General features: G+C 65.1%; 16 protein-coding genes. 11 read left to right on the plus strand and 5 right to left on the minus strand.

Going from position 1 to position 19,333, the window contains the following annotated elements:
- Positions 1-8: 8 nt before the first annotated feature.
- Entirely contained in the window at positions 9-2,747 is a 2,739-nt protein-coding gene (mutS, locus tag JQ572_RS16055; protein ID WP_211383997.1) for a DNA mismatch repair protein MutS, read from the minus strand.
- Between the two features lie 216 nt (positions 2,748-2,963).
- On the opposite strand from mutS, the gene pcaF reads away from it, so the two are divergent.
- The 4 genes from pcaF to pcaG all read left to right on the plus strand — a co-directional run bounded on the left by pcaF (position 2,964) and on the right by pcaG (position 6,549).
- Entirely contained in the window at positions 2,964-4,172 is a 1,209-nt protein-coding gene (gene pcaF, locus JQ572_RS16060) for a 3-oxoadipyl-CoA thiolase (protein ID WP_211383998.1), read from the plus strand.
- Between the two features lie 52 nt (positions 4,173-4,224).
- Complete coding sequence (locus tag JQ572_RS16065) at positions 4,225-5,118, plus strand: dioxygenase family protein (RefSeq protein ID WP_211383999.1); 894 nt, start codon at positions 4,225-4,227, stop codon at positions 5,116-5,118.
- Between the two features lie 126 nt (positions 5,119-5,244).
- Positions 5,245-5,946 (plus strand): protocatechuate 3,4-dioxygenase subunit beta, encoded by a 702-nt coding sequence (gene pcaH, locus JQ572_RS16070; RefSeq protein ID WP_211384000.1) that lies wholly within the window; start codon positions 5,245-5,247, stop codon positions 5,944-5,946.
- Positions 5,947-6,549, plus strand: coding sequence for a protocatechuate 3,4-dioxygenase subunit alpha (gene pcaG / locus JQ572_RS16075; protein WP_211384001.1), 603 nt, complete (start codon positions 5,947-5,949; stop codon positions 6,547-6,549).
- A 246-nt stretch (positions 6,550-6,795) separates the two neighbouring features.
- Here pcaG and JQ572_RS35065 read toward each other — a convergent pair whose 3' ends face one another.
- A complete protein-coding gene (locus JQ572_RS35065; RefSeq protein ID WP_249129074.1) occupies positions 6,796-7,020 on the minus strand; it encodes a hypothetical protein in 225 nt (74 codons plus the stop codon).
- Between JQ572_RS35065 and JQ572_RS16080 the strand changes: the two genes are divergently transcribed.
- From JQ572_RS16080 to JQ572_RS16090, 3 genes are all read left to right on the plus strand, one after another.
- On the plus strand, positions 6,991-8,766 hold the full coding sequence (locus JQ572_RS16080) for a methyl-accepting chemotaxis protein (protein ID WP_249129075.1): 1,776 nt from the start codon (positions 6,991-6,993) through the stop codon (positions 8,764-8,766). The two genes, JQ572_RS35065 and JQ572_RS16080, sit on opposite strands and share 30 nt — an antisense overlap.
- Before the next feature lie 341 nt (positions 8,767-9,107).
- Positions 9,108-10,799: a methyl-accepting chemotaxis protein gene (locus JQ572_RS16085; protein ID WP_211384003.1), complete on the plus strand. Its 1,692-nt coding sequence runs from the start codon at positions 9,108-9,110 to the stop codon at positions 10,797-10,799.
- 75 nt (positions 10,800-10,874) lie between these two features.
- Positions 10,875-11,939: a phosphotransferase gene (locus JQ572_RS16090; protein WP_211384004.1), complete on the plus strand. Its 1,065-nt coding sequence runs from the start codon at positions 10,875-10,877 to the stop codon at positions 11,937-11,939.
- 56 nt (positions 11,940-11,995) lie between these two features.
- Here the strand turns inward: JQ572_RS16090 and JQ572_RS16095 are convergent, their stop codons facing one another.
- The 3 genes from JQ572_RS16095 to JQ572_RS16105 are packed head-to-tail and all read right to left on the minus strand — an operon-like array spanning position 11,996 to position 15,195.
- Positions 11,996-13,552, minus strand: a complete 1,557-nt coding sequence (locus JQ572_RS16095; protein WP_211384005.1) for an MDR family MFS transporter — start codon at positions 13,550-13,552, stop codon at positions 11,996-11,998.
- Positions 13,553-13,556: 4 nt separating this feature from the next.
- The gene (locus tag JQ572_RS16100; protein ID WP_211384006.1) at positions 13,557-14,720 is read right to left on the minus strand and encodes an HlyD family secretion protein; all 1,164 of its coding nucleotides are present in this window, start codon (positions 14,718-14,720) and stop codon (positions 13,557-13,559) included.
- Positions 14,713-15,195, minus strand: coding sequence for a MarR family winged helix-turn-helix transcriptional regulator (locus tag JQ572_RS16105; protein ID WP_211384007.1), 483 nt, complete (start codon positions 15,193-15,195; stop codon positions 14,713-14,715). The genes JQ572_RS16100 and JQ572_RS16105 overlap by 8 nt, the downstream gene beginning before the upstream one ends.
- Positions 15,196-15,352: 157 nt before the next feature.
- Here JQ572_RS16105 and JQ572_RS16110 point away from each other — a divergent pair, with 157 nt between their 5' ends.
- The 4 genes from JQ572_RS16110 to JQ572_RS16125 all read left to right on the plus strand — a co-directional run bounded on the left by JQ572_RS16110 (position 15,353) and on the right by JQ572_RS16125 (position 19,274).
- Positions 15,353-15,847, plus strand: coding sequence for a Fur family transcriptional regulator (locus tag JQ572_RS16110; protein WP_211384008.1), 495 nt, complete (start codon positions 15,353-15,355; stop codon positions 15,845-15,847).
- A gap of 35 nt (positions 15,848-15,882) precedes the next feature.
- Complete coding sequence (locus JQ572_RS16115) at positions 15,883-16,836, plus strand: DMT family transporter (RefSeq protein WP_211384009.1); 954 nt, start codon at positions 15,883-15,885, stop codon at positions 16,834-16,836.
- Between the two features lie 12 nt (positions 16,837-16,848).
- Positions 16,849-18,132: a flavodoxin-dependent (E)-4-hydroxy-3-methylbut-2-enyl-diphosphate synthase gene (gene ispG / locus JQ572_RS16120; RefSeq protein WP_211384010.1), complete on the plus strand. Its 1,284-nt coding sequence runs from the start codon at positions 16,849-16,851 to the stop codon at positions 18,130-18,132.
- A 245-nt stretch (positions 18,133-18,377) separates the two neighbouring features.
- The gene (locus JQ572_RS16125) at positions 18,378-19,274 is read left to right on the plus strand and encodes a TauD/TfdA dioxygenase family protein (protein WP_211384011.1); all 897 of its coding nucleotides are present in this window, start codon (positions 18,378-18,380) and stop codon (positions 19,272-19,274) included.
- Positions 19,275-19,333 lie beyond the last annotated feature (59 nt).

Consider the following 19,333-nt stretch of genomic DNA (forward strand, 5'->3'; position numbering starts at 1 on the left):
CGCGTCTGTCACTGCTTCGGCAGTTTCGCCTTCAACGCATACAACGCATCGAGCGCTTCGCGCGGCGACATCTCGTCGGGGTGCAGCGCCTTCACCGCGTCCATCAGCAGTTCGGCTTCGCTCGGCGGTGCTGCTTCGGCCGCGGCGCGCGAGGGCACCGCGAACAGGGGAAGGTCGTCGGCGAGGGCGCGCGCGGTCTGGCCGCGATCCTGGGCTTCGAGTTTTGCCAGCACCGATTTGGCGCGCGAGATGACCGCAGGCGGCAGGCCGGCGAGTTTGGCCACCTGGATGCCGTAGGAGCGGTCGGCCGAGCCCGGCAGCACCTCGTGCAGGAAAACGACATTGCCCTGCCACTCCTTGACGCGCACGGTGGCGTTGAACATCCGCGGCAGTTTTGCCGAGAGCGCCGTCAGCTCGTGATAATGCGTCGCGAACAGCGTGCGGCAGCGATTGCTCTCGTGCAGATGCTCGATCGCGGCCCAGGCGATCGAGAGGCCGTCGAAGGTCGCGGTGCCGCGGCCGATCTCGTCGAGGATCACGAGTGAACGCTCGCCGGCCTGGTTCAGGATCGCGGCGGTCTCGACCATCTCCACCATGAAAGTGGAACGGCCGCGGGCAAGATCGTCGGCGGCGCCGACGCGAGAGAACAGGCGGTCGATGATGCCGATCCGCGCGCGCGTCGCCGGCACGAAGCTGCCGACCTGGGCGAGCAGCGCAATCAGCGCGTTCTGGCGCAGGAAGGTCGATTTACCGGCCATGTTGGGACCGGTCAGCAGCCAAAGCTGGCCGGATTTTTGCGCAGGTCCCGGCGACAGGTCGCAGGCATTGGCGATGAACGGCTCGCCGTTGCGCTTGAGCGCCTGCTCCACCACGGGATGGCGGCCGGCCTCGATGGCGAAGCCGAGGGACTCGTCGACCTCGGGCCGCACGTAATTGTCGTCGATTGCGAGCTTGGCCAGCGAGGTCGCGACGTCGAGCAATGCGAAGGCATGGGCGGCGGCGCGCAGGTCATCGCTGATATCCAGTGCTCTGGCGCAGAGCCGTTCAAAGATCTCGAGCTCGAGCCCGAGCGCACGGTCGCCGGCGTTGGCGATCTTGGCTTCGATCTCCCCGAGTTCGGAGGTGGTGAAGCGAACCTGTCCCGCCAGCGTCTGGCGGTGAATGAAAGTGGCGTTCAAGGGCGCCGACATCAGCTTGTCGCCGTGCTGCGCGGTGACCTCGACGAAATAGCCGAGCACATTGTTGTGCCGGATCTTGAGACCCTTGACGCCCGTGTGGTCGGCGTAGCGCGCCTGCATCGAAGCGACCACCAGGCGCGAGGCGTCGCGCAGGCTTCGCGTTTCGTCCAGCGCGGGCTCGTAGCCCTGACGAACGAAGCCGCCGTCGCGCTTGATCAGTGGCAATTGATCGTCGAGCGCGCAGGCAAGTTCGGATGCCAATTCGCGCGACGGACGTTGCAGGGCTGCCATGACCGCGGCGATCTCCTGCGGCGGCTGGTCGATCTCGCCGAGCCGCGACAGCACCTGGTCGGCGGCGACGATGCCGTCGCGCAAGCCGGCAAGGTCGCGCGGTCCGCCGCGGCCGACCGAGAGGCGGGCCAGCGCCCGCGACATGTCGGGCGCGCCGCGCAGGATGCTGCGGATGTCCTCGCGCGCGGCCGAATCCGCAACGAAGGCGCTGACGGCATCGAGCCGCCTTGCAATTGCCGGAGCGTCGGTCAGGGGCGCTGCTAACCGCTGCGCCAGCAAACGCGAGCCGGCCGAGGTCACCGTGCAGTCGATCGCGTCGAGCAGCGAGCCGCGGCGCTCGCCGGCGAGCGTTCGCGTCAATTCGAGATTGGCACGCGTCGCCGGATCGATCGCCATTGTGGCGCCAGAGGCTTCGCGGGCTGGCGGCGACAGCGGCGGATGCTTGCCGACCTGGGTGCGGTCGACATAGGTGACGGCGGCCGCCGCGGCGGTGGCCTCCAACCGCGTCAGCTGCGCCAGCCCGTCCATGGTCGCGACGGCAAAATAGCCGCAGAGCCGCTTCTCGGCGGTGGCGCCGTCGAAGACGTCGCGGGTCAGCGGCGTCACTGCCGGCAATTCGCGCAAGGTCTGCCCGAGCTCGCTGTCGTTATAGAGCGCGTCGGTGACGATGGCCTCGTTCGGGTTGATGCGCGCCAGTGTCGCGGCGAGCTCGCCGCCCGAACATTCCATCACGGTGAATTCGGCGGTCGAGATGTCGATCCAGGCGAGGCCGAAGCGGTCGCCGCCGCCGGAGGAGCGGGCGCGCGCAATCGCCAGCAGGTAATTGTTGGCGCGTGCGTCGAGCAGCGTGTCCTCGGTCAGCGTGCCCGGCGTCACCAGCCGTACCACGCCGCGGCGCACCACGCTCTTGTTGCCGCGCGCTTTCGCGGCGGCGGGATCCTCGGTCTGCTCGCACACCGCGACCCGGTGGCCGGCGGTGATCAGGCGGTGCAGATAATCCTCGGAGCGCTCGACCGGCACGCCGCACATCGGAATGTCCGCGCCCTGATGCTTGCCGCGCTTGGTCAGCACGATGCCGAGCGTCTTCGAGGCGATCTCGGCGTCCTCGAAGAACAATTCGTAGAAATCGCCCATCCGGTAGAACAGCAAGAGGCCCTGATGCGCCGCCTTGATTTCAAGGTATTGCTCCATCATCGGCGTGACGCGCGCGGCGGCTTCTACCTGCGGCGCGGGCGTCGGTTCAGGTTCTGGCGCGGGAATGGGCTGCTGTAGTGTCATGAGCGGCGGAAACTACCCAATTTCGTCCAGCCAAACTATCGCTTTGGCCCGGGACGGGAGGTTTTCCACGTTGTCCGCACCGCGGCATGCGTGGCCGGCGTGCGCCCCCCACGGAACAAGCGCGTATCAGTCAATTGACCTGCCGCGGGCGCCCTCCTAAAACTCCGCCGTCATTGAAGAATTCTGGCCGAACCGCGGCATTCAGGGAGAACAGCGATGCGTGACGTCTTTATCTGCGATGCCGTGCGGACCCCGATCGGTCGTTTCGGCGGCTCGCTCGCCAAGGTTCGCGCCGACGACCTGGCGGCAGCCCCGATCAAGGCGCTGATGGCAAAACATCCCAATCTCGACTGGGCGCAGGTGGACGAAGTCTTTTTCGGCTGCGCCAACCAGGCCGGCGAGGACAACCGCAACGTCGCGCGCATGGCGCTGCTGCTCGCAGGGCTCCCGGATTCGGTTCCCGGCCAGACGCTCAATCGCCTTTGCGCCTCCGGCCTCGATGCGGTCGGCGCCGCTGGCCGCGCCATCCGCTCTGGCGAGATCGAGCTTGCGATTGCGGGCGGCGTCGAATCCATGACGCGCGCACCGTTCGTGATGGGCAAGGCGCAGGAAGCGTTCTCCCGCTCCGCCGAGATCTTTGACACCACCATCGGCTGGCGCTTCATCAATCCGCTGCTGAAGGCGCAGTATGGTGTCGACGCCATGCCCGAGACCGGCGAGAACGTCGCCGAGGAATTCCAGGTCTCGCGCGCCGACCAGGACGCCTTCGCGATCCGCTCGCAGCAGCGTGCCGGTGCGGCGATCGCCGCCGGCTATTTCGCCGAAGAGATCATTCCGATCACCATTCCCGGCGGCAAGGCGGGCCCGATAACGGTCGACAAGGACGAGCATCCGCGTCCCGAGACCACGCTGGAGGGCCTCGCCAAGCTGAAGCCGATCGTGCGCAATCCCGGCACGGTGACCGCCGGCAATGCCTCTGGCGTCAATGACGGCGCCGCCGCGATGATCCTCGCCTCGGAGGCGGCCGTGAAGAGGCACGGCCTGACGCCGCGCGCGCGTATCCTCGGCCTCGCCTCGGCCGGCGTGCCGCCGCGCATCATGGGCATCGGCCCGGTGCCAGCAACGCGCAAGCTGATGGAACGGCTCGGCAAGAAGATCAGCGATTTCGACCTGATCGAGCTCAACGAGGCCTTCGCCTCGCAGGGCATCGCCTGCATGCGCCAGCTCGGCGTTGCCGACGATGCGGATTTCGTCAACCCGCACGGCGGCGCCATTGCGCTCGGCCATCCCCTCGGCATGAGCGGCGCGCGGCTGGCGCTCACCGCCGTGCACGGCATGGAAAAGCGCGGCGGCAAGCTGGCGCTGGCCACCATGTGCGTCGGTGTCGGCCAGGGTGTTGCCGTCGCGATCGAGAAGTTGAATTGAGCTCTCTCCTCCCTCTCCCCGCTTGCGGGGAGAGGGTTTCAGGGATCGTGCCATGATCATCGCGCGCGAGCAGGACGTCACGGCCGCCGCCTTGGCGGTGATGGAGCGAACCTCCGATCCGCGGATGCGCCAGATCATGGTCTCGCTGGTCAAGCACCTGCATGGCTTCGTCCGCGATGTGCGCCTGACCGAGAAGGAATTCCGCGACGCCACCGCGATCGTGGCCGAGCTCGGCAAGCTGACCACCGACACGCATAATGAAGTCGTGTTGATGGCGGGCTCGCTCGGGGTCTCCCCGCTCGTCTGCCTGCTGAACAACGGCGATCAGGGCAATACGGAGACGGATCAGTCGCTGCTCGGACCCTTCTGGCGGTTGAACTCGCCGCGGGTAGAGAACGGCGGATCGATCGTGCGCTCCGAGACGCCGGGGGCGTCGCTGTTCGTCAACGGCCGCGTCGTGGACAAGGCCGGCCGGCCGATCGCCGGCGCCGAGGTCGATGTCTGGCACGCCTCACCGGTCGGGCTCTATGAGAACCAGGATCCCGAGCAGGCCGACATGAACCTGCGCGGCAAGTTCACGACCGATGAGGATGGGCGCTTCGCTTTCCGTTCGGTGATGATGATCGGTTATCCCATCCCGACCGATGGCGTGGTAGGCCGCCTGCTCAAGGCGCAGACCCGGCACCCCTATCGTCCCGCACACCTGCACGCTTTGGTCTTCAAGCCCGGATTCAAGGTGCTGATCTCGCAGGTCTACGACCCCGCCGATCCGCATATCGACAGCGACGTGCAGTTCGGTGTGACACAAGCGCTGATCGGCCATTTCCTGCGCCATGATTCGCCGCATCCGACCGAGCGCGATGTCGCGACGCCCTGGTATTCGCTCGACCACACCTACCGGCTCGAGGCCGGCGAAGCCGTGCTGCCGCGTCCGCCGATCAAATAGGCCGCTTGTGCCAGGCACCGGGCGCAGGGGGACTGCCAAACTCGCTTCCCCAAATTAGTTATATCCTATAATGATTGACGGAAGCGTTGACCGGCCGATCCGAAATGGCCGGGGAGGAGTTCGCCCATGACATTCATCTATCCCGTCGACAGCAACAAGGCGCATCCGTTGCCGCTGTCGCCCGAGTACAAGAGTTCGATCAAGCGCGCGCCGAACAAGCCCTTGATCCCGATGCGCCACACGCTGTCGGAATTGACCGGCCCCGTCTACGGCCACGAGACCTTGCGCGAGGGCGACAGCGATCTCACCACCCAGCATACGGGCGAGCCGATTGGCGAGCGCATCATCGTGCACGGCCATGTGCGCGACGAGGACGGCCGCGGCGTGCCGAACTCGCTGGTCGAGATCTGGCAGGCCAATTCCTGCGGCCGCTACGTTCACGTCCGCGACCAGCACCCGGCCCCGCTCGATCCGAATTTCACCGGCGCGGGCCGCACCGTCAGCGATGCCTCCGGGTACTATCGTTTCGTCACCATCAAGCCCGGCGCGTATCCCTGGGGCAATCATCACAACGCTTGGCGCCCGGCCCACATCCATCTCTCGGTGTTCGGTCATTCCTTCGTCACGCGGCTCGTGACGCAAATGTATTTCCCGAACGATCCCCTGTTTCCGTTCGATCCGATCTTCAACTCGGTGCCGGACGAGAAGGCGCGGGCGCGGATGGTCTCCGCGTTCGACCTCGAGAACACCCAGCCCGAATGGGCGCTGTGCTACCGCTTTGACATCGTGCTGCGCGGCAAGAACGCCACGCCTATGGAGAACCATTAAGTGCAGGACAATGTGAAGGACAACGGGATCACGCCATCGCAGACGGTCGGCCCGTTCTTCAAATACGGCCTGACGCCGACCGGCGAATACGCCTGGAACGACGCGTTCACCAGCTCCACGCTCACGCCTGACGTTACCGGCGACCGCGTCCGGATCGAGGGCCGCGTGTTCGATGGCGACGGCGTCGTCGTGCCTGACGTCATGCTCGAGATCTGGCAGGCAGACGCGCAGGGCCGCTTTGCCGACCCGCAGGACAAGCGCGCGTTGCCGAATGCGAGCTTCCGCGGTTTTGCGCGCTGCGGCACCGACAAGGATGGCAACTACGCTTTCGAGACCATCAAGCCGGGCGTGGTGCCGGATCCCGACGGCAAGCCGCAGGCGCCGCACATTCTTCTTGCGGTGTTCGGGCGCGGCATGCTGCGGCATCTCTATACCCGGATCTATTTCAGCGACGAGGCCGGCAATGCCGCCGACCCGGTGCTCGCGCTGGTACCCGCCGACCGCCGCGCCACGCTGACGGCGGTGCGCGAAGCCGGCAAGGCGGTCTATCGCCTCGACCTGCGGCTTCAGGGCGACAACGAGACGGTGTTCTTCGACGTGTGAAACGACGGAGTTTGTTGGCCGTCCATGTTGAGATGCCCGGGGCCGCCCGGGCATTCGCGTTTTGGCTCACAAGTTATTGGTATCTCGATATGGGCCTTCACCCGCGAGCCCGCGACCTCCGGTATCGTACGTAGCTCTCGCTGCCAGTTTCCGACAGCTTCATTCAATGTCCGTTGAGGACAACGGGCTACGAATAGGACAACTCATACTGCGGGTCCTTTCATGAAGCTTCGTTTGTCGATCTCCTCAGCGATCATTCTCTTCGGCGTTCTGCTCGTCCTCGGCTTTGTGGCTGTCGTCGCCAGCAGTGCTTACGCGCTTCGCGAGCTCAAGGTTGGTGGGCCGCTCTATTCCGACATCAAGCTCGGCAATGACCTCGTCGCCGATATCCTGCCGCCACCCGCCTATGTGCTCGAGGCCTATTTGGAAGCGACGTTGGCGATGCGCGAGCCGGATCAGCTTGCTGTTCATGGCGAGCGGCTCGTTCAGCTGCGCAAGGACTATGAAGATCGCAAGGCGTTCTGGAGCACTTCCCCGCTGGCTCAGGATCTGAAGACCGTGCTTGTCACGCGATCGGACACCGAAGTGCAGAAGTTCTGGAAACTCGTCATCGACCAGCTTCTGCCGGCACTGAAGAGCAAGGACGAGGCCGCTGCCCAGCGTATCTATGCCCAATTGAAAGACGTCTACAGCGCTCACCGCACCATCATCGATGGCATCGTGGCGGGCGCCAATAAGCAGAACGCAGATATGGAGAAGCTCGCGGCCGATCGCGACTCGTCAATCTCATATGTCGTGCAAGGCGTGTCCGCCGCCGTTCTCGCGCTGATCGCTGGAGGCCTCGCGTTCGTCGTCCTCGGGGTTGTCCGCCCGATTGTCAACATGACCGGCGCGATGCAGAAGTTGGCGACGGGAGACTTGACGGCGGAAGTACCCTACGCCGCCCGTCGCGACGAGGTCGGTTCCATGGCGAGTGCGCTTGCGGTATTCAAGCAGAGCGCGCTGGACAATGCCCGGCTGCGTGACGAACAGGTACGGACAGAAAAGCAGGCGGCCATAGCCAAGCGTGAAGCGCTCTTGGGCATGGCGGAGACAGTCGAGCGGGAAACCGGCGCGTCGGTCGAGATGGCTGCTGCGGCAACGCAAGGCGTGGAGCGGACCGCTTCCAACCTTTCGGGGATCGCCTGCGAGCTGTCGACGGAATCGCAAGCCGTCGCCGCTGCATCCGAGCAGGCGCTGGCCAGTGCGGAAACCGTATCGTCGGCGGCCGAGGAGCTGACCGCGTCAATTCGCGAGATTTCGAGCCAGCTCGCGCGCGCAAGCCAGGTGACGAAATCAGCCGTCGCGGGCCGCGAGCAGGCGCGCACGACCATCCAGGCCCTGTCGGGTTCGGTGAAGAAGATCGCGGAGGTCACCGATCTCATCGGCGGCATCGCCGGCCAGACCAACCTGCTGGCGCTGAACGCCACGATCGAGGCGGCGCGTGCGGGTGATGCCGGACGCGGATTTGCCGTGGTCGCCGCCGAGGTCAAGTCGTTGTCCAACCAGACGGCCAAATCGACCGAGGAGATCGCGCGCCTGATCGCCGAGATCCAGGCATCGACTCAGGCGGCCGTTGCCGCCGTCGAGGATATGGGCAGCCATATCATCGAGATTGATGGCGTTGCGACTTCTGTCGCGGCCGCGATGGAAGAGCAGGACGCCGCGACGCGCGAGATCGCTCGCTCGATCTCGGAGTCGGCGTCCGCGGCCAAGGAGGTCTCCACCAAGATCGTCCATGTCAGCCACAATGCCGATTCGGTCAACGAGCGTGCCAGCGAGATGCGTGAGGCAATCTCCAGCGTGTCGGCGAACCTGGCGTCGCTCAAATCCGTCCTGGTCCGCACGGTCCGCAGCTCGACGGCAGAGGTCGATCGTCGTTCGGCGCGGCGCTATCCGACCGATCTGCAGGTGTCGGTGACCGACGCCAGGCAGGCCGTGCACGCGACGACGCTGGTCGACCTTTCGGAAGGCGGCGCCTGGGTTCGTTGCGCGCCGCAAATCCATGTCGGGGAAACCGGCCTGCTGCAAATCAGGGGCTTGGCGTCGGCGCTGCCATTTACCGTTCGAACTCACGATGGCGAGGCCGCACATGTTGCGTTCAGGCTGGACGCCGCTCAGAGTGCCGATCTCGCTGGCTGGCTCGCCCGCAATTTCGGCGAGGCCGTTGCGGCCTGATCGCGACGCACGAGGTAGACAGCCGGTCCATCGGCTTGACCTGCCTTCGCAGGCGACGGCGAGACGGGACTTCGACGTTCGGGATGAGGCGCTCCGGCGGTGTCAGTCGCCGGCAGGCTTTCTCATCCGGCGCAAGCGAGGCCGGTGTGTGGCGAATCACACCTGAGATCGTTCTCTTTCGCGCTTATGTGTCAGTCTCGCTGACTCAAACCTGATCGCTTGAGGGCCTACTTCCCGTAGTTTTGCGGAGCATTTCTCTTGCTGTCGCTCCCGCGGGCAAGTCCGTATTTACCGTAACGATCTAGGATCACCGAATCTGATGCGGGGCTCCGGATCCTTCCATGAACATTCGCTTGTCATTGTCCTCCGCGATCATCGCGTTCGGAATCGCGCTCGCCATCGGCTTTGCCGCCGTGGTTTCGACCAGCCTGTACGCCTTGAAAGAACTGAAGGTCGGCGGGCCGCTCTATTCCGACATCAAGCTGGGCAACGACCTCATCGCGGACATCCTGCCGCCGCCGGAATACGTCATCGAGGCCTATCTCGAGGCCACCCTCGCCATGCGCGAGCCGGACCAGCTGGCGGCCCATGGCGAGCGCCTGGTCCAGCTCCGCAAGGACTACGACGATCGCAAGGCATTCTGGGTCGGCTCCAGCCTTTCTGCCGACCTGAAGACGGCGCTGGTGTCGAAGTCCGATGCCGAGGTGCAGAAGTTCTGGAAGCTGTTGTCCGACCAGCTACTGCCGGCCCTCAAGGCCAAGGACATGGCTGCCGCCGAGCGCGCCTATGCGCAGCTGAAGGATGCCTACACCGCGCATCGCGCCGTCATCGACAGCATCGTCGAGAGCGCCAACAAGCAGAATGCCGACATCGAGAAGCTGGCCGCGGAGCGCGACAGCTCGATGCTCTATGTCCTCCTCGGCGTCTCGGCCGCCGTGCTCACCTTCATCGCCGCCGGCCTGCTCGGGGTTGCCCTCGGCGTGGTGCGCCCGATCGTCCGCATGACGGGCACGATGCAGAAGCTCGCGACCGGCGATCTGGCCGCCGACATTCCGTTCGCGCACCGCCAGGACGAAGTCGGCTCGATGGCGGCCGCCCTGCTGGTGTTCAAGCAGGCCGCGGTCGAGAATTCCCGCCTGCGCGAGGAGCAATTGCAAAAGGAGCAGGACGCGGCGCTTGCCAAGCGCGGAGCCCTGCACCAGATGGCCGAAATCGTCGAGCGCGAGACCGGCCGATCGGTCGACACCGCGAGCGCGGCGACAAAAGGCGTGGAGCACGCCGCTACCGGCCTATCCGAGATCGCGAGGTCGCTCTCCGCGCAGTCGCAGGCGGTCGCCGCGGCCTCCACCCAGGCCCTTGGCAGCTCGCAGACCGTCTCGGCCGCGGCGGAAGAGCTCAGTGCCTCGATCCGCGAGATCGCGACCCAGGTCGCGCGGACCAGCACGGTCACCAAATCGGCGGTCGCCGGTCGGGAGCAGGCGCGTTCGACCATCCAGGCGCTGGCGGGCGCGGTGAAGAAGATCGCCGAGGTCTCCGACCTCATCGGCGGCATCGCGGGGCAGACCAACCTGCTGGCGCTCAACGCCACGATCGAGGCGGCGCGCGCTGGCGAGGCCGGCCGCGGCTTCGCGGTGGTCGCCGCGGAAGTGAAATCCCTGTCCGACCAGACCGCCAAATCCACCGAGGAGATCGGGCGGCTGATTGCCGAGGTCCAGGCCTCGACGCAGGCCGCGGTGGACGCCGTCGAAACCATGGGAGGCCATATCGTCGAGATCGACGGCGTTGCCACCTCGGTTGCCGCGGCGATGGAAGAGCAGGACGCCGCGACGCGCGAGATCACGCGGTCGATCTCCGAATCGGCGTCCGCCGCGAAAGAGGTCTCGGCCAAGATCGGCAATGTCAGCCGCGACGCCGCCTCCGTGAACGAGCGGGCCGCGGAGGTCAGGCAGGCGATCGCCGGCATGGCGGCCAATCTCGAAGCGCTGCGGTCGGTCGTGGTCCGGACGGTGCGCGCCTCGACAGCGGCGGCTTGAGCCGGCGGCTGCGGCCGCTGGCGCCCGGCAGCGCGGTTGTGCAGAATGGAGCAACGCGACGGGGGTCGGGCGCTCATGACAGATTCACGATTGCCGGAGGCGGCGGACGCCGCACATCTCACCGCGGCACTGCGCAAGGCCGGCGCGCTGGACGCAGGTGCCGTGCGCGAGGTCAAGGTGCTGCATGAGCGCGACACGGTCGTGTCGCATATCACCCGGCTCGGCCTGCGCTATGTCGGGGAATCCGCCGGCTCGCCGCAGTCTCTGATTCTCAAGACGCCGCATGCCGCGTTCGCCAAGCCGCTGGCGAATGCCGGTCGCCACGAGGTGGCCTACTACACACAGCTTGCGCCCAGAATGCCGGCGCAGCTGGTGCCGCGCTGCTTCGACGGGAATTTCGACGAGGAGAGCCTCGCCTGGCATCTCCTGCTGGAGGATCTCACCGACAGCCACGAGATCGCGAGCCAATGGCCGCTGCCGCCATCGCGCGGTCAGGCGCTGGCCATCGTCACCGCGCTCGCGCGCTGGCACGCGGCGTGGTGGGACCATGCCGGTCTCGGCGAGACCGCCGGGACCTGGGCGAGCACGGACGATACAGCCGCAGATTTGGAGACGTTCGCATCCCATTACGACCGGTTCGCCGATCAGCTCGGCGATCGTCTCAGTGAAGAGCGCCGCACGCTCTACCGCCGCTTCATCGATCAGTCCGACCGGCTGTTGCGGCGCTATCATTCGCACCGCCACCTCACCATCACCCATGGCGACGCCCATATCTGGAATTTTCTGCTGCCGCGTGCCGGCGTGACGGACACCGTCCGTATCTTCGATTTCGACCAGTGGCGGATCGGCGTGCCGACCCGCGACCTCGCCTATATGATGGCGCTGCATTGGTATCCGGAACGCCGGCAGGCGCTCGAGCGCCTTCTGCTCAACCATTACCACGACACGCTGATCGCGCACGGCGTCAGCGGCTATACGCGCGGCGCGCTCGATCAGGACTATCGCTGGTCGGTGCTCTGGCACATCACCAAGCCGGTCTGGCAATGGAGCATCAATATCCCCCCGGTGATCTGGTGGAATAATCTGGAGCGCGTGATGCTCGCTGTCGACGATCTCGGCTGCGAAGAGTTTTTGGGGTAGGGGTGCTGAACCTGCGCTTCGCTTGTCCAGGACGACGGCGGAAGTTGTGACCCCCCTTACTCCATCACCGCATGCTCCGGCCCCGCGGCCTGCTTGCGCAGAGTGGCCTTGGTCGAACCGATCAAAAGAGCGAGCGGGATGGTGCAGAGGATGAAGACCATCACCAGCTGGTAGTCGTGTGCGAAGGCGATGATCTGCGCCTGCACGCTGACCATTCTGTCTGCCATGGCGCGGCCGGCGTCGGTGGAGAGGTTGATCATGCCGCTGACGTTGGGCATCTGCAACGCGTGGTTGAACGGGTTTATGTCCTCGGAGAGGATCGCATAGGTCCGCCGCGTGCCCTGGGTCAGCTGGGCGATGACCACGGATATGCCGACCGAACTCGCGACGTTGCGCATCAGGGTCAGCATCGCGGTGCCGTCGGTGCGCAGATTGTTCGACAGCGTCAGGAACGCCACTGTCGAGAGTGGCACGAAGACGAGGCCGAAGCCAAAGCCCTGGATGACGCTCACGGTCACGATCTCCGGTACCTGGGTCAAATCGGTCCAGCCGGTCATCTGGTAGAGCGAGCCGGCGGTCAGCGTCAGGCCGGAGATGATCAGCGTGCGCGCCTCGAAATAACGCATCATGCGGCCGACCAGCATCATGGCGAAGAAGGTGCCGAAACCGCGGCTCGCCAGCAGCAGGCCCGCGGTGATGATGGGATAGCCGATCACGTTCTGCATGTAGGGCGAAGCCAGCGCCATGGTCGAGAACAGCACGAGCCCCATCACGACCATGAACATGCAGCCGGTGACGAAGTTGCGATCCCGGAATAGCGCGAAGCGGATGAACGGCGTCGAGGTCGTGAAGGAGTGCGCGAGGAAGTAGTAGAAGGCGACGGCCGAGATGATGAACTCCGCGAGAATCTCATTGGATTCCAACCAGCCCAGCTGCTCGCCGCGGTCGAGCGCAAGCTGCAGCGAGCCGATCGCCACCGCCAGCGCGGCGAAGCCGAACCAGTCGAATTTGAGGCTGAGATTCCTGTCTGTCTCGTCCATGAAGACGATCAGTCCGAGCACGGTGATGAAGCCGAACGGCAAGTTGACGAAGAACACCCAGTGCCACGAATAGGTCTCGGTCAGCCAGGCGCCGAGTGAGGGGCCCATGATCGGGCCCATCATCACGCCCATGCCCCAGATCGACATCGCCTTGGCGCGCTCCTGCAGCGTGTAATAATCGAGCATCACCGATTGCGACAGCGGCACCAGGGCCGCGCCGAACACGCCCTGCAGCAGCCGGAACAGCACCATCTGGTTGATGTCTTGCGCGAGGCCGCACAGCACCGAGGCCATGGTGAAGCCGGCTGCGCAGATGATGAAGATGCGCTTGCGGCCGAAGCGGTTGGCGATCCAGCCCACCGGCGCCGTCATGATCGCGGCGGCGACGATGTAGGAGGTCAGCACCCAGTTGATCTGGTCCTGCGAGGCCGACAGCGTGCCCTGCATGTAGGGCAGGGCGACATTGGCGATGGTGGTATCCAGCGCCTGCATGATGGTCGCGGTCATGGCGCAGATCGTCACCATGTTCCGGCGCAGGCCGGGGACCATCAAATGGGCATTGGGGCCGGACACCGGATCAGTCCTTGTCCTGGTTCGCCGTTGCCGACAGGCCTAACAGGCCGGCAAGCGAGCGCTGATGGCCGGTGTCGATGGTGGCATAGACGCTCATGCCGGCCTTCAGCTTCCGCACGTATTTGTCGGTTTCGTCGAAATAGATCCGGATCGGCACGCGCTGCACCACCTTGACGAAATTGCCGGTGGCGTTCTGCGGCGGCAGGATCGCGAATTGCGCGCCGGTGCCGGGCGAGAGCGAGCCGATCTTGCCCTTGAAGACGTGGTTCGGGAACGCGTCGACCTCGAGCGTGACGGCCTGCCCTTCGGTAACGTGGGTGAGGTCGCTCTCCTTCGGATTGGCGTCGACCCAGGGATGGGCGACGTCGATGATGGAGAAGACGGGCGTGCCGGCTGTGACGAAGCGGCCGAGCTGGATCTGCTCGACCTGTGTCGCCACGCCGTCCATCGGAGCGCGCAGCACGGTGTGGTCGAGGTTGCGCTGGGCATCGTCCAGCTTGGCTTTCGCCTGTGCGTAGGGCGGGAATTGCTCCAGCGGCAAGGCGGGGTCGCCGAGCAGCTGCGTCTTGGCGTTGGAGAGTTGCTGCTTGATGTATTGCGCCTGTGCGCCGGCGGTGACCAGAGCATTCGAAGCGTTGTCGAGATCAAGCTGCGAGCCGAAATTGTTCTTCACCAGCGCCTGCTTGCGCTCGACGTCGCGCTGCTTCAGATCGATGCCTTGCTGGGCAAGGTTGAGCATGTCGCCATAGATCTTGATGTTGGCAACGAGATTGTCATAGGTCGACTGCGCCTGCATCAGCTGCGCCCTGGCCTCGTCCACCGCGAGGCGGAACGGCACGGGGTCGATCTCGAACAGCTCGTCGCCGCGCTTGACCGACTGGCCTTCCTTCACGACCACCTTCAGGATCTTGCCGGAGATGTCGGGCGTCACCAGCACTTTCTGGGCGCCGACATAGGCGTCGTCGGTGCCGACATAGCGGCCGCCGTTGAGATAGAAGGTGATGCCGCCGATGGCGACGACGATCGGCAGCACGACCAGGAGGAGGACGCGGCGATAGCGGCGCAGACCCGCCATCAGCCGGCGGCGCGGATCGGTGCCGGCCTTCTTGGTCGGCTTGCCGCTGTCGCTCTTCTGCTCAGGCTGGAATTTGAGAACCTGGTCAGCCATAGCGCTGCTCCTTACGCGCTTGTTCCGCTCCGCTGGTCTGGATCGCGTTACGCACGTTTTCCTTGATGGATTCGAGTTGGGTGAGAAGACGGTGAGCGTCCGCCGGATTGATGCCGTCGAGCGCGTTGGCCGTAAGCTCGGACTTGAGGCCGCTCATCTTGCCGAGCAAGGTCCGGCCGGCCTTCTTCAAGTAGAGCCGTTTGACGCGGCGGTCCGAGGCGTCGTTGCGGCGCTCGATCCAGTCGCTGTCGCAGAGCTTGTCGATCAGCCGCGTCAGCGTGATCGGCTGCATTTCCAGAAGCTCGGCGAGTTCCGATTGTTTCATGCCCTCGCTGCGCTCGACCTTGGACAGCACCGCCCATTGCGCGCGGGTGATGCCGAAGCGCGAGGCCTCCTTGTCGGCGTAGACGCGCAACAGGCGGTAGAGCTCACCGAGCGTGAACAGGAAGTTCTGGTCGACCGACCCGCGGGTCATAAGCTTTGTCTCCTATAAGCTCGCATATGATAAGCAAGCTTATGATTATTTCACGGCGGGTTAGCGGGACGCTGTCCCGCCGCGAAAGCATGGCTGGTGGCCAAGACCCCCGGTCGCGCTTTGGGTTCCATCGGCGAAATGCTAGAAGTCAGGCCACATGACCCTCGCAAAGCCGGCATTTCCGACGCCCGACCACGATCACGGCCGCTGCACCGCGGACGCGCTGTCGCATGCCGAGGCCGTTTGCGAGCAACGCGCGCAGAAATTCACGCCGATCAGGCGCCAGGTGCTGGGAGCGCTGCTCTCCAGCCATCGTCCGCTCGGCGCCTACGAGGTGATCGACGAACTGGCTAAATCGATGCCGCGGCCGGCGCCGATTACGATCTATCGTGCTCTCGATTTCTTGATGGCCAACGGCCTCGTGCACCGCATCGAAAGCCGAAATGCCTATCTGGCCTGCGCCGCCCACGATCATGACGCGACGTCGGCGGTGACGTTCCTGATCTGCGAGCGCTGCGGCCTCGTCGGCGAGATTCCGTCGGCCTCCTTCGCCAGGGACCTCAACTCCGCCGCGCGCAGCTCAGGCTTCGCCCCCAAATTGTCCGTGGTGGAAATCACGGGCGTCTGCGCCCATTGTCAGAAAGCTGCATAAGCAACAACGGCGCAAAGCCGGTTTTTCGGGAAGACATGTCCTCACCACAAGCCATACCGTCCACCGGGCGCCCTCTCAGTGCCGGCGCCATCGCGCTGATGCTCATGCTGTGCCTGACCTGGGGGTTCAACCAGATCGCGGTGAAGCTGGTGCTGCCGGACATCCCGCCGATGCTTCAGGCGATGATCCGCTCGATGGGCGCGTTGCCGGTGCTGTTCATCATAGGCAGCTTGCGCGGCGTCAAATTCTTCGAGCGCGACGGCACCTGGAAACCGGGCCTCATCGCCGGATTGATGTTCGGCATCGAATTCGTGCTGATCTTCCAGGGGCTGCGCCTCACCCCTGCGTCCCGCGCGGTGGTGTTTCTCTACACCGCTCCGTTTTTCGTCGCGCTTGGCTCCTATCAGGTGCTCGGCGAGCGGCTCGGCGGCACGCAATGGCTGGGGCTCGCCATCAGCTTTGCCGGCGTCGCGCTCGCCATCGGCGTGCCGCAGCCCAATGTCGATTCCCACGTTCTGCTCGGCGACCTCATGATCGTCGGCGGCGCGGCGCTGTGGGCTGCGACCACACTGGTCGCCAAGAGCACGCGGCTGCGCTTCGCCGCGCCCGAGAAGGCGCTGGGCTATCAGGTCGCGACCTCGATCCCGATCCTGGGGCTGGCAGCCTGGCTGTTCGGCGAATCCATAACCCACACGCCGTCCCCGCTGTCGCTCGGCCTGATGGCCTTTCAGGCGATCTGGGTGGTGGGAACCACGTTCACGCTTTGGTTCGCGTTGGTGAAGACCTATTCGGCCAGCAAATTGTCGGCTTTTACCTTCATCACCCCTTTGTTTGGCGTGGTGGGTAGCTATTTCATCATGCACGACACCTTGAGCCTGACTTTCGGGGCGGCGGCCGTCCTTGTAATTGCTGGGCTTTTTCTGGTTAACCGTCCCAGCCGAACGGCTGTGGCGCCGCCTGATGCATTGCTGAACGTCACCAAAACCTGATATTTGGACGCCATGAACAAGCTCGAAAACCCCATCGATTCCGACGTCGCTGGCCCCGCGCCCCGGCACAGGACCACCCAGGTCAAGGTCGGCGACGTCGCCGTCGGCGGCGGTGCGCCGATCGTCGTGCAGTCGATGACCAACACCGACACCGCCGATATCGACGGCACCATCGCCCAGGTCGCAGCGCTCGCGCGCGCCGGATCCGAAATGGTCCGCATCACGGTCGACCGCGAGGAGGCCGCTGCCGCCGTTCCGCACATCCGCGACGGCCTGCTCAAGCGAGGCATCACCACGCCTCTGATCGGCGACTTCCATTATATCGGCCACAAGCTGCTCGCCGCCTATCCGGCCTGCGCCGAGGCGCTCGCCAAATATCGCATCAATCCCGGCAATGTCGGCTTCAAGGACAAGCGCGACACCCAGTTCGCCGACATCATCGAGATCGCGAACAAGAACAGCAAGCCGGTGCGCATCGGCGCCAATTGGGGCTCGCTCGACCAGGAACTGCTGACCAAGCTGATGGACGAGAACGCCGCGTCCGCCAACCCGCGCGACGTGCGCGCGGTGACGCGCGAGGCCATGGTGCAGTCCGCGCTGCTCTCGGCCGCGCGTGCCGAAGAGCTCGGCATGCCGAAGGACCGCATCATTCTGTCCGCAAAGGTCTCGGCGGTGCAGGATCTCATCGCGGTCTATCAGGATCTTGCCAGCCGCTCCGACTATGCGATTCATCTCGGTCTGACCGAAGCCGGCATGGGCACCAAGGGCATCGTGGCGTCCTCGGCCGCGCTCGGCATCCTGCTGCAGCAGGGCATCGGCGACACCATCCGCATCTCGCTGACCCCGGAGCCGGGCGGCGATCGCACCCGCGAGGTGCAGGTCGGCCAGGAGCTCTTGCAGACCATGGGTTTTCGCACCTTCGTGCCGCTGGTCGCGGCCTGCCCCGGTTGCGGCCGCACCACCTCGACCACGTTCCAGGAGCTGGCGCGCTCGATCCAGGATTTCATCCGCGACGAGATGCCGGCCTGGAAGACGAAATATCCCGGCGTGGAAGAACTCAACGTCGCGGTGATGGGTTGCATCGTCAACGGCCCCGGCGAATCCAAGCATGCCAATATCGGCATCTCGCTTCCGGGCACGGGCGAAGCGCCGGCCGCCCCGGTGTTCGTCGACGGCAAGAAGTTCCGCACGCTGCGCGGCCCGACCATCTCCGCCGACTTCAAGGCGCTCGTGATCGATTACATCGACCAGCGCTACGGCCAGGGCGCCAAGGTGCCGGTGACCGCGGCGGAGTGATTTCACTCAGCTGTAGCCCGCGCTCTGCTCGTCGCCCCCGCGAAGGCGGGGGCTCGTAACCACAGGCCGTTGTGGTTATGGTGAACTGTCACTCCGAATCATCGTCAAACCCAATTCTGCGGTTATGGGTCCCGGGCTCGCGCTTTGCGCGCCCCGGGACGACGGCTGTGCTTGCAGCGCAGATTGCGTATCTGTCACCGCGCGCTACGATGGCTCTCAATCAACAATGATTGGGAGCAACACCCATGAGCTCACTCGCCGGCAAGCAGGGCCCGCGCTACCGCCACACGGCGGAAGACGGCACGCCTTACGAAACCATCGCGGTCGAAAAGCTGACCCCGATCATCGGCGCGGAAATATCCGGCGTAGACATCGGCAAGCTCGTCTCGGACGATGCCCGCTCCAACCGGCAGATGGACGAGATCCACCGCGCGCTGGCCGAAAACCTCGTCATCTTCTTGCGCGACCAGCACATCACGCCGCAGCAGCATCTCGCCTTCGGCCGCAAGTTCGGCGAGCTGCATTTCCATCCCGCCGCCCCGCACGAGGACGAAGACCCGGCGCTGATGAAGATCTATGCCGATGCGAACTCGCCGCGTGCCAATGGCGAGGGCTGGCATTCCGACGTGTCCTGCGATCTCGAGCCGCCGATGGGATCGATCCTCTACATCAAGCAATGCCCGCCGCGCGGCGGCGACACGCTGTTCGCCAACATGTATGCGGCCTATGAGGCGCTGTCGGATCGGATGAAGGCCTATCTCGACGGGCTGACTGCGCTGCACGACGGCGAGCCGATCTATCGCGGGCTCTACGCCAATTACGGCGTCGCCGACCGTCCATCCTATCCGAGTGCCGAGCATCCCGTGGTGCGCACGCATCCGGTCACGGCTAAGAAGGCGCTCTACGTCAATCGCGGCTTCACCCGCCACATCAACGGCGTCCCGCGCGACGAGAGCGATGCGATGCTTGCCTACCTCTATCAGCACGCGGAAAACCCGCTATTCCAGTGCCGCTTCCGCTGGACCGAGAACGCCATCGCGTTCTGGGACAACCGCTGCACCCAGCACCGCGCAATGTGGGACTATTGGCCCCATACGCGGTCCGGCACGCGGGTGACGGTGAAGGGCGAGAGGCCGGTGTAGACGCCGCTTCTTGCGTTGACGTCCTCCTGCTCCCGCGCCAATCTTCCCAAAAACAAATC

This window comes from Bradyrhizobium sp. SZCCT0153, from assembly GCF_018129995.1.
GTDB classification, from domain to species: Bacteria; Pseudomonadota; Alphaproteobacteria; order Rhizobiales; family Xanthobacteraceae; genus Bradyrhizobium; species Bradyrhizobium japonicum_G.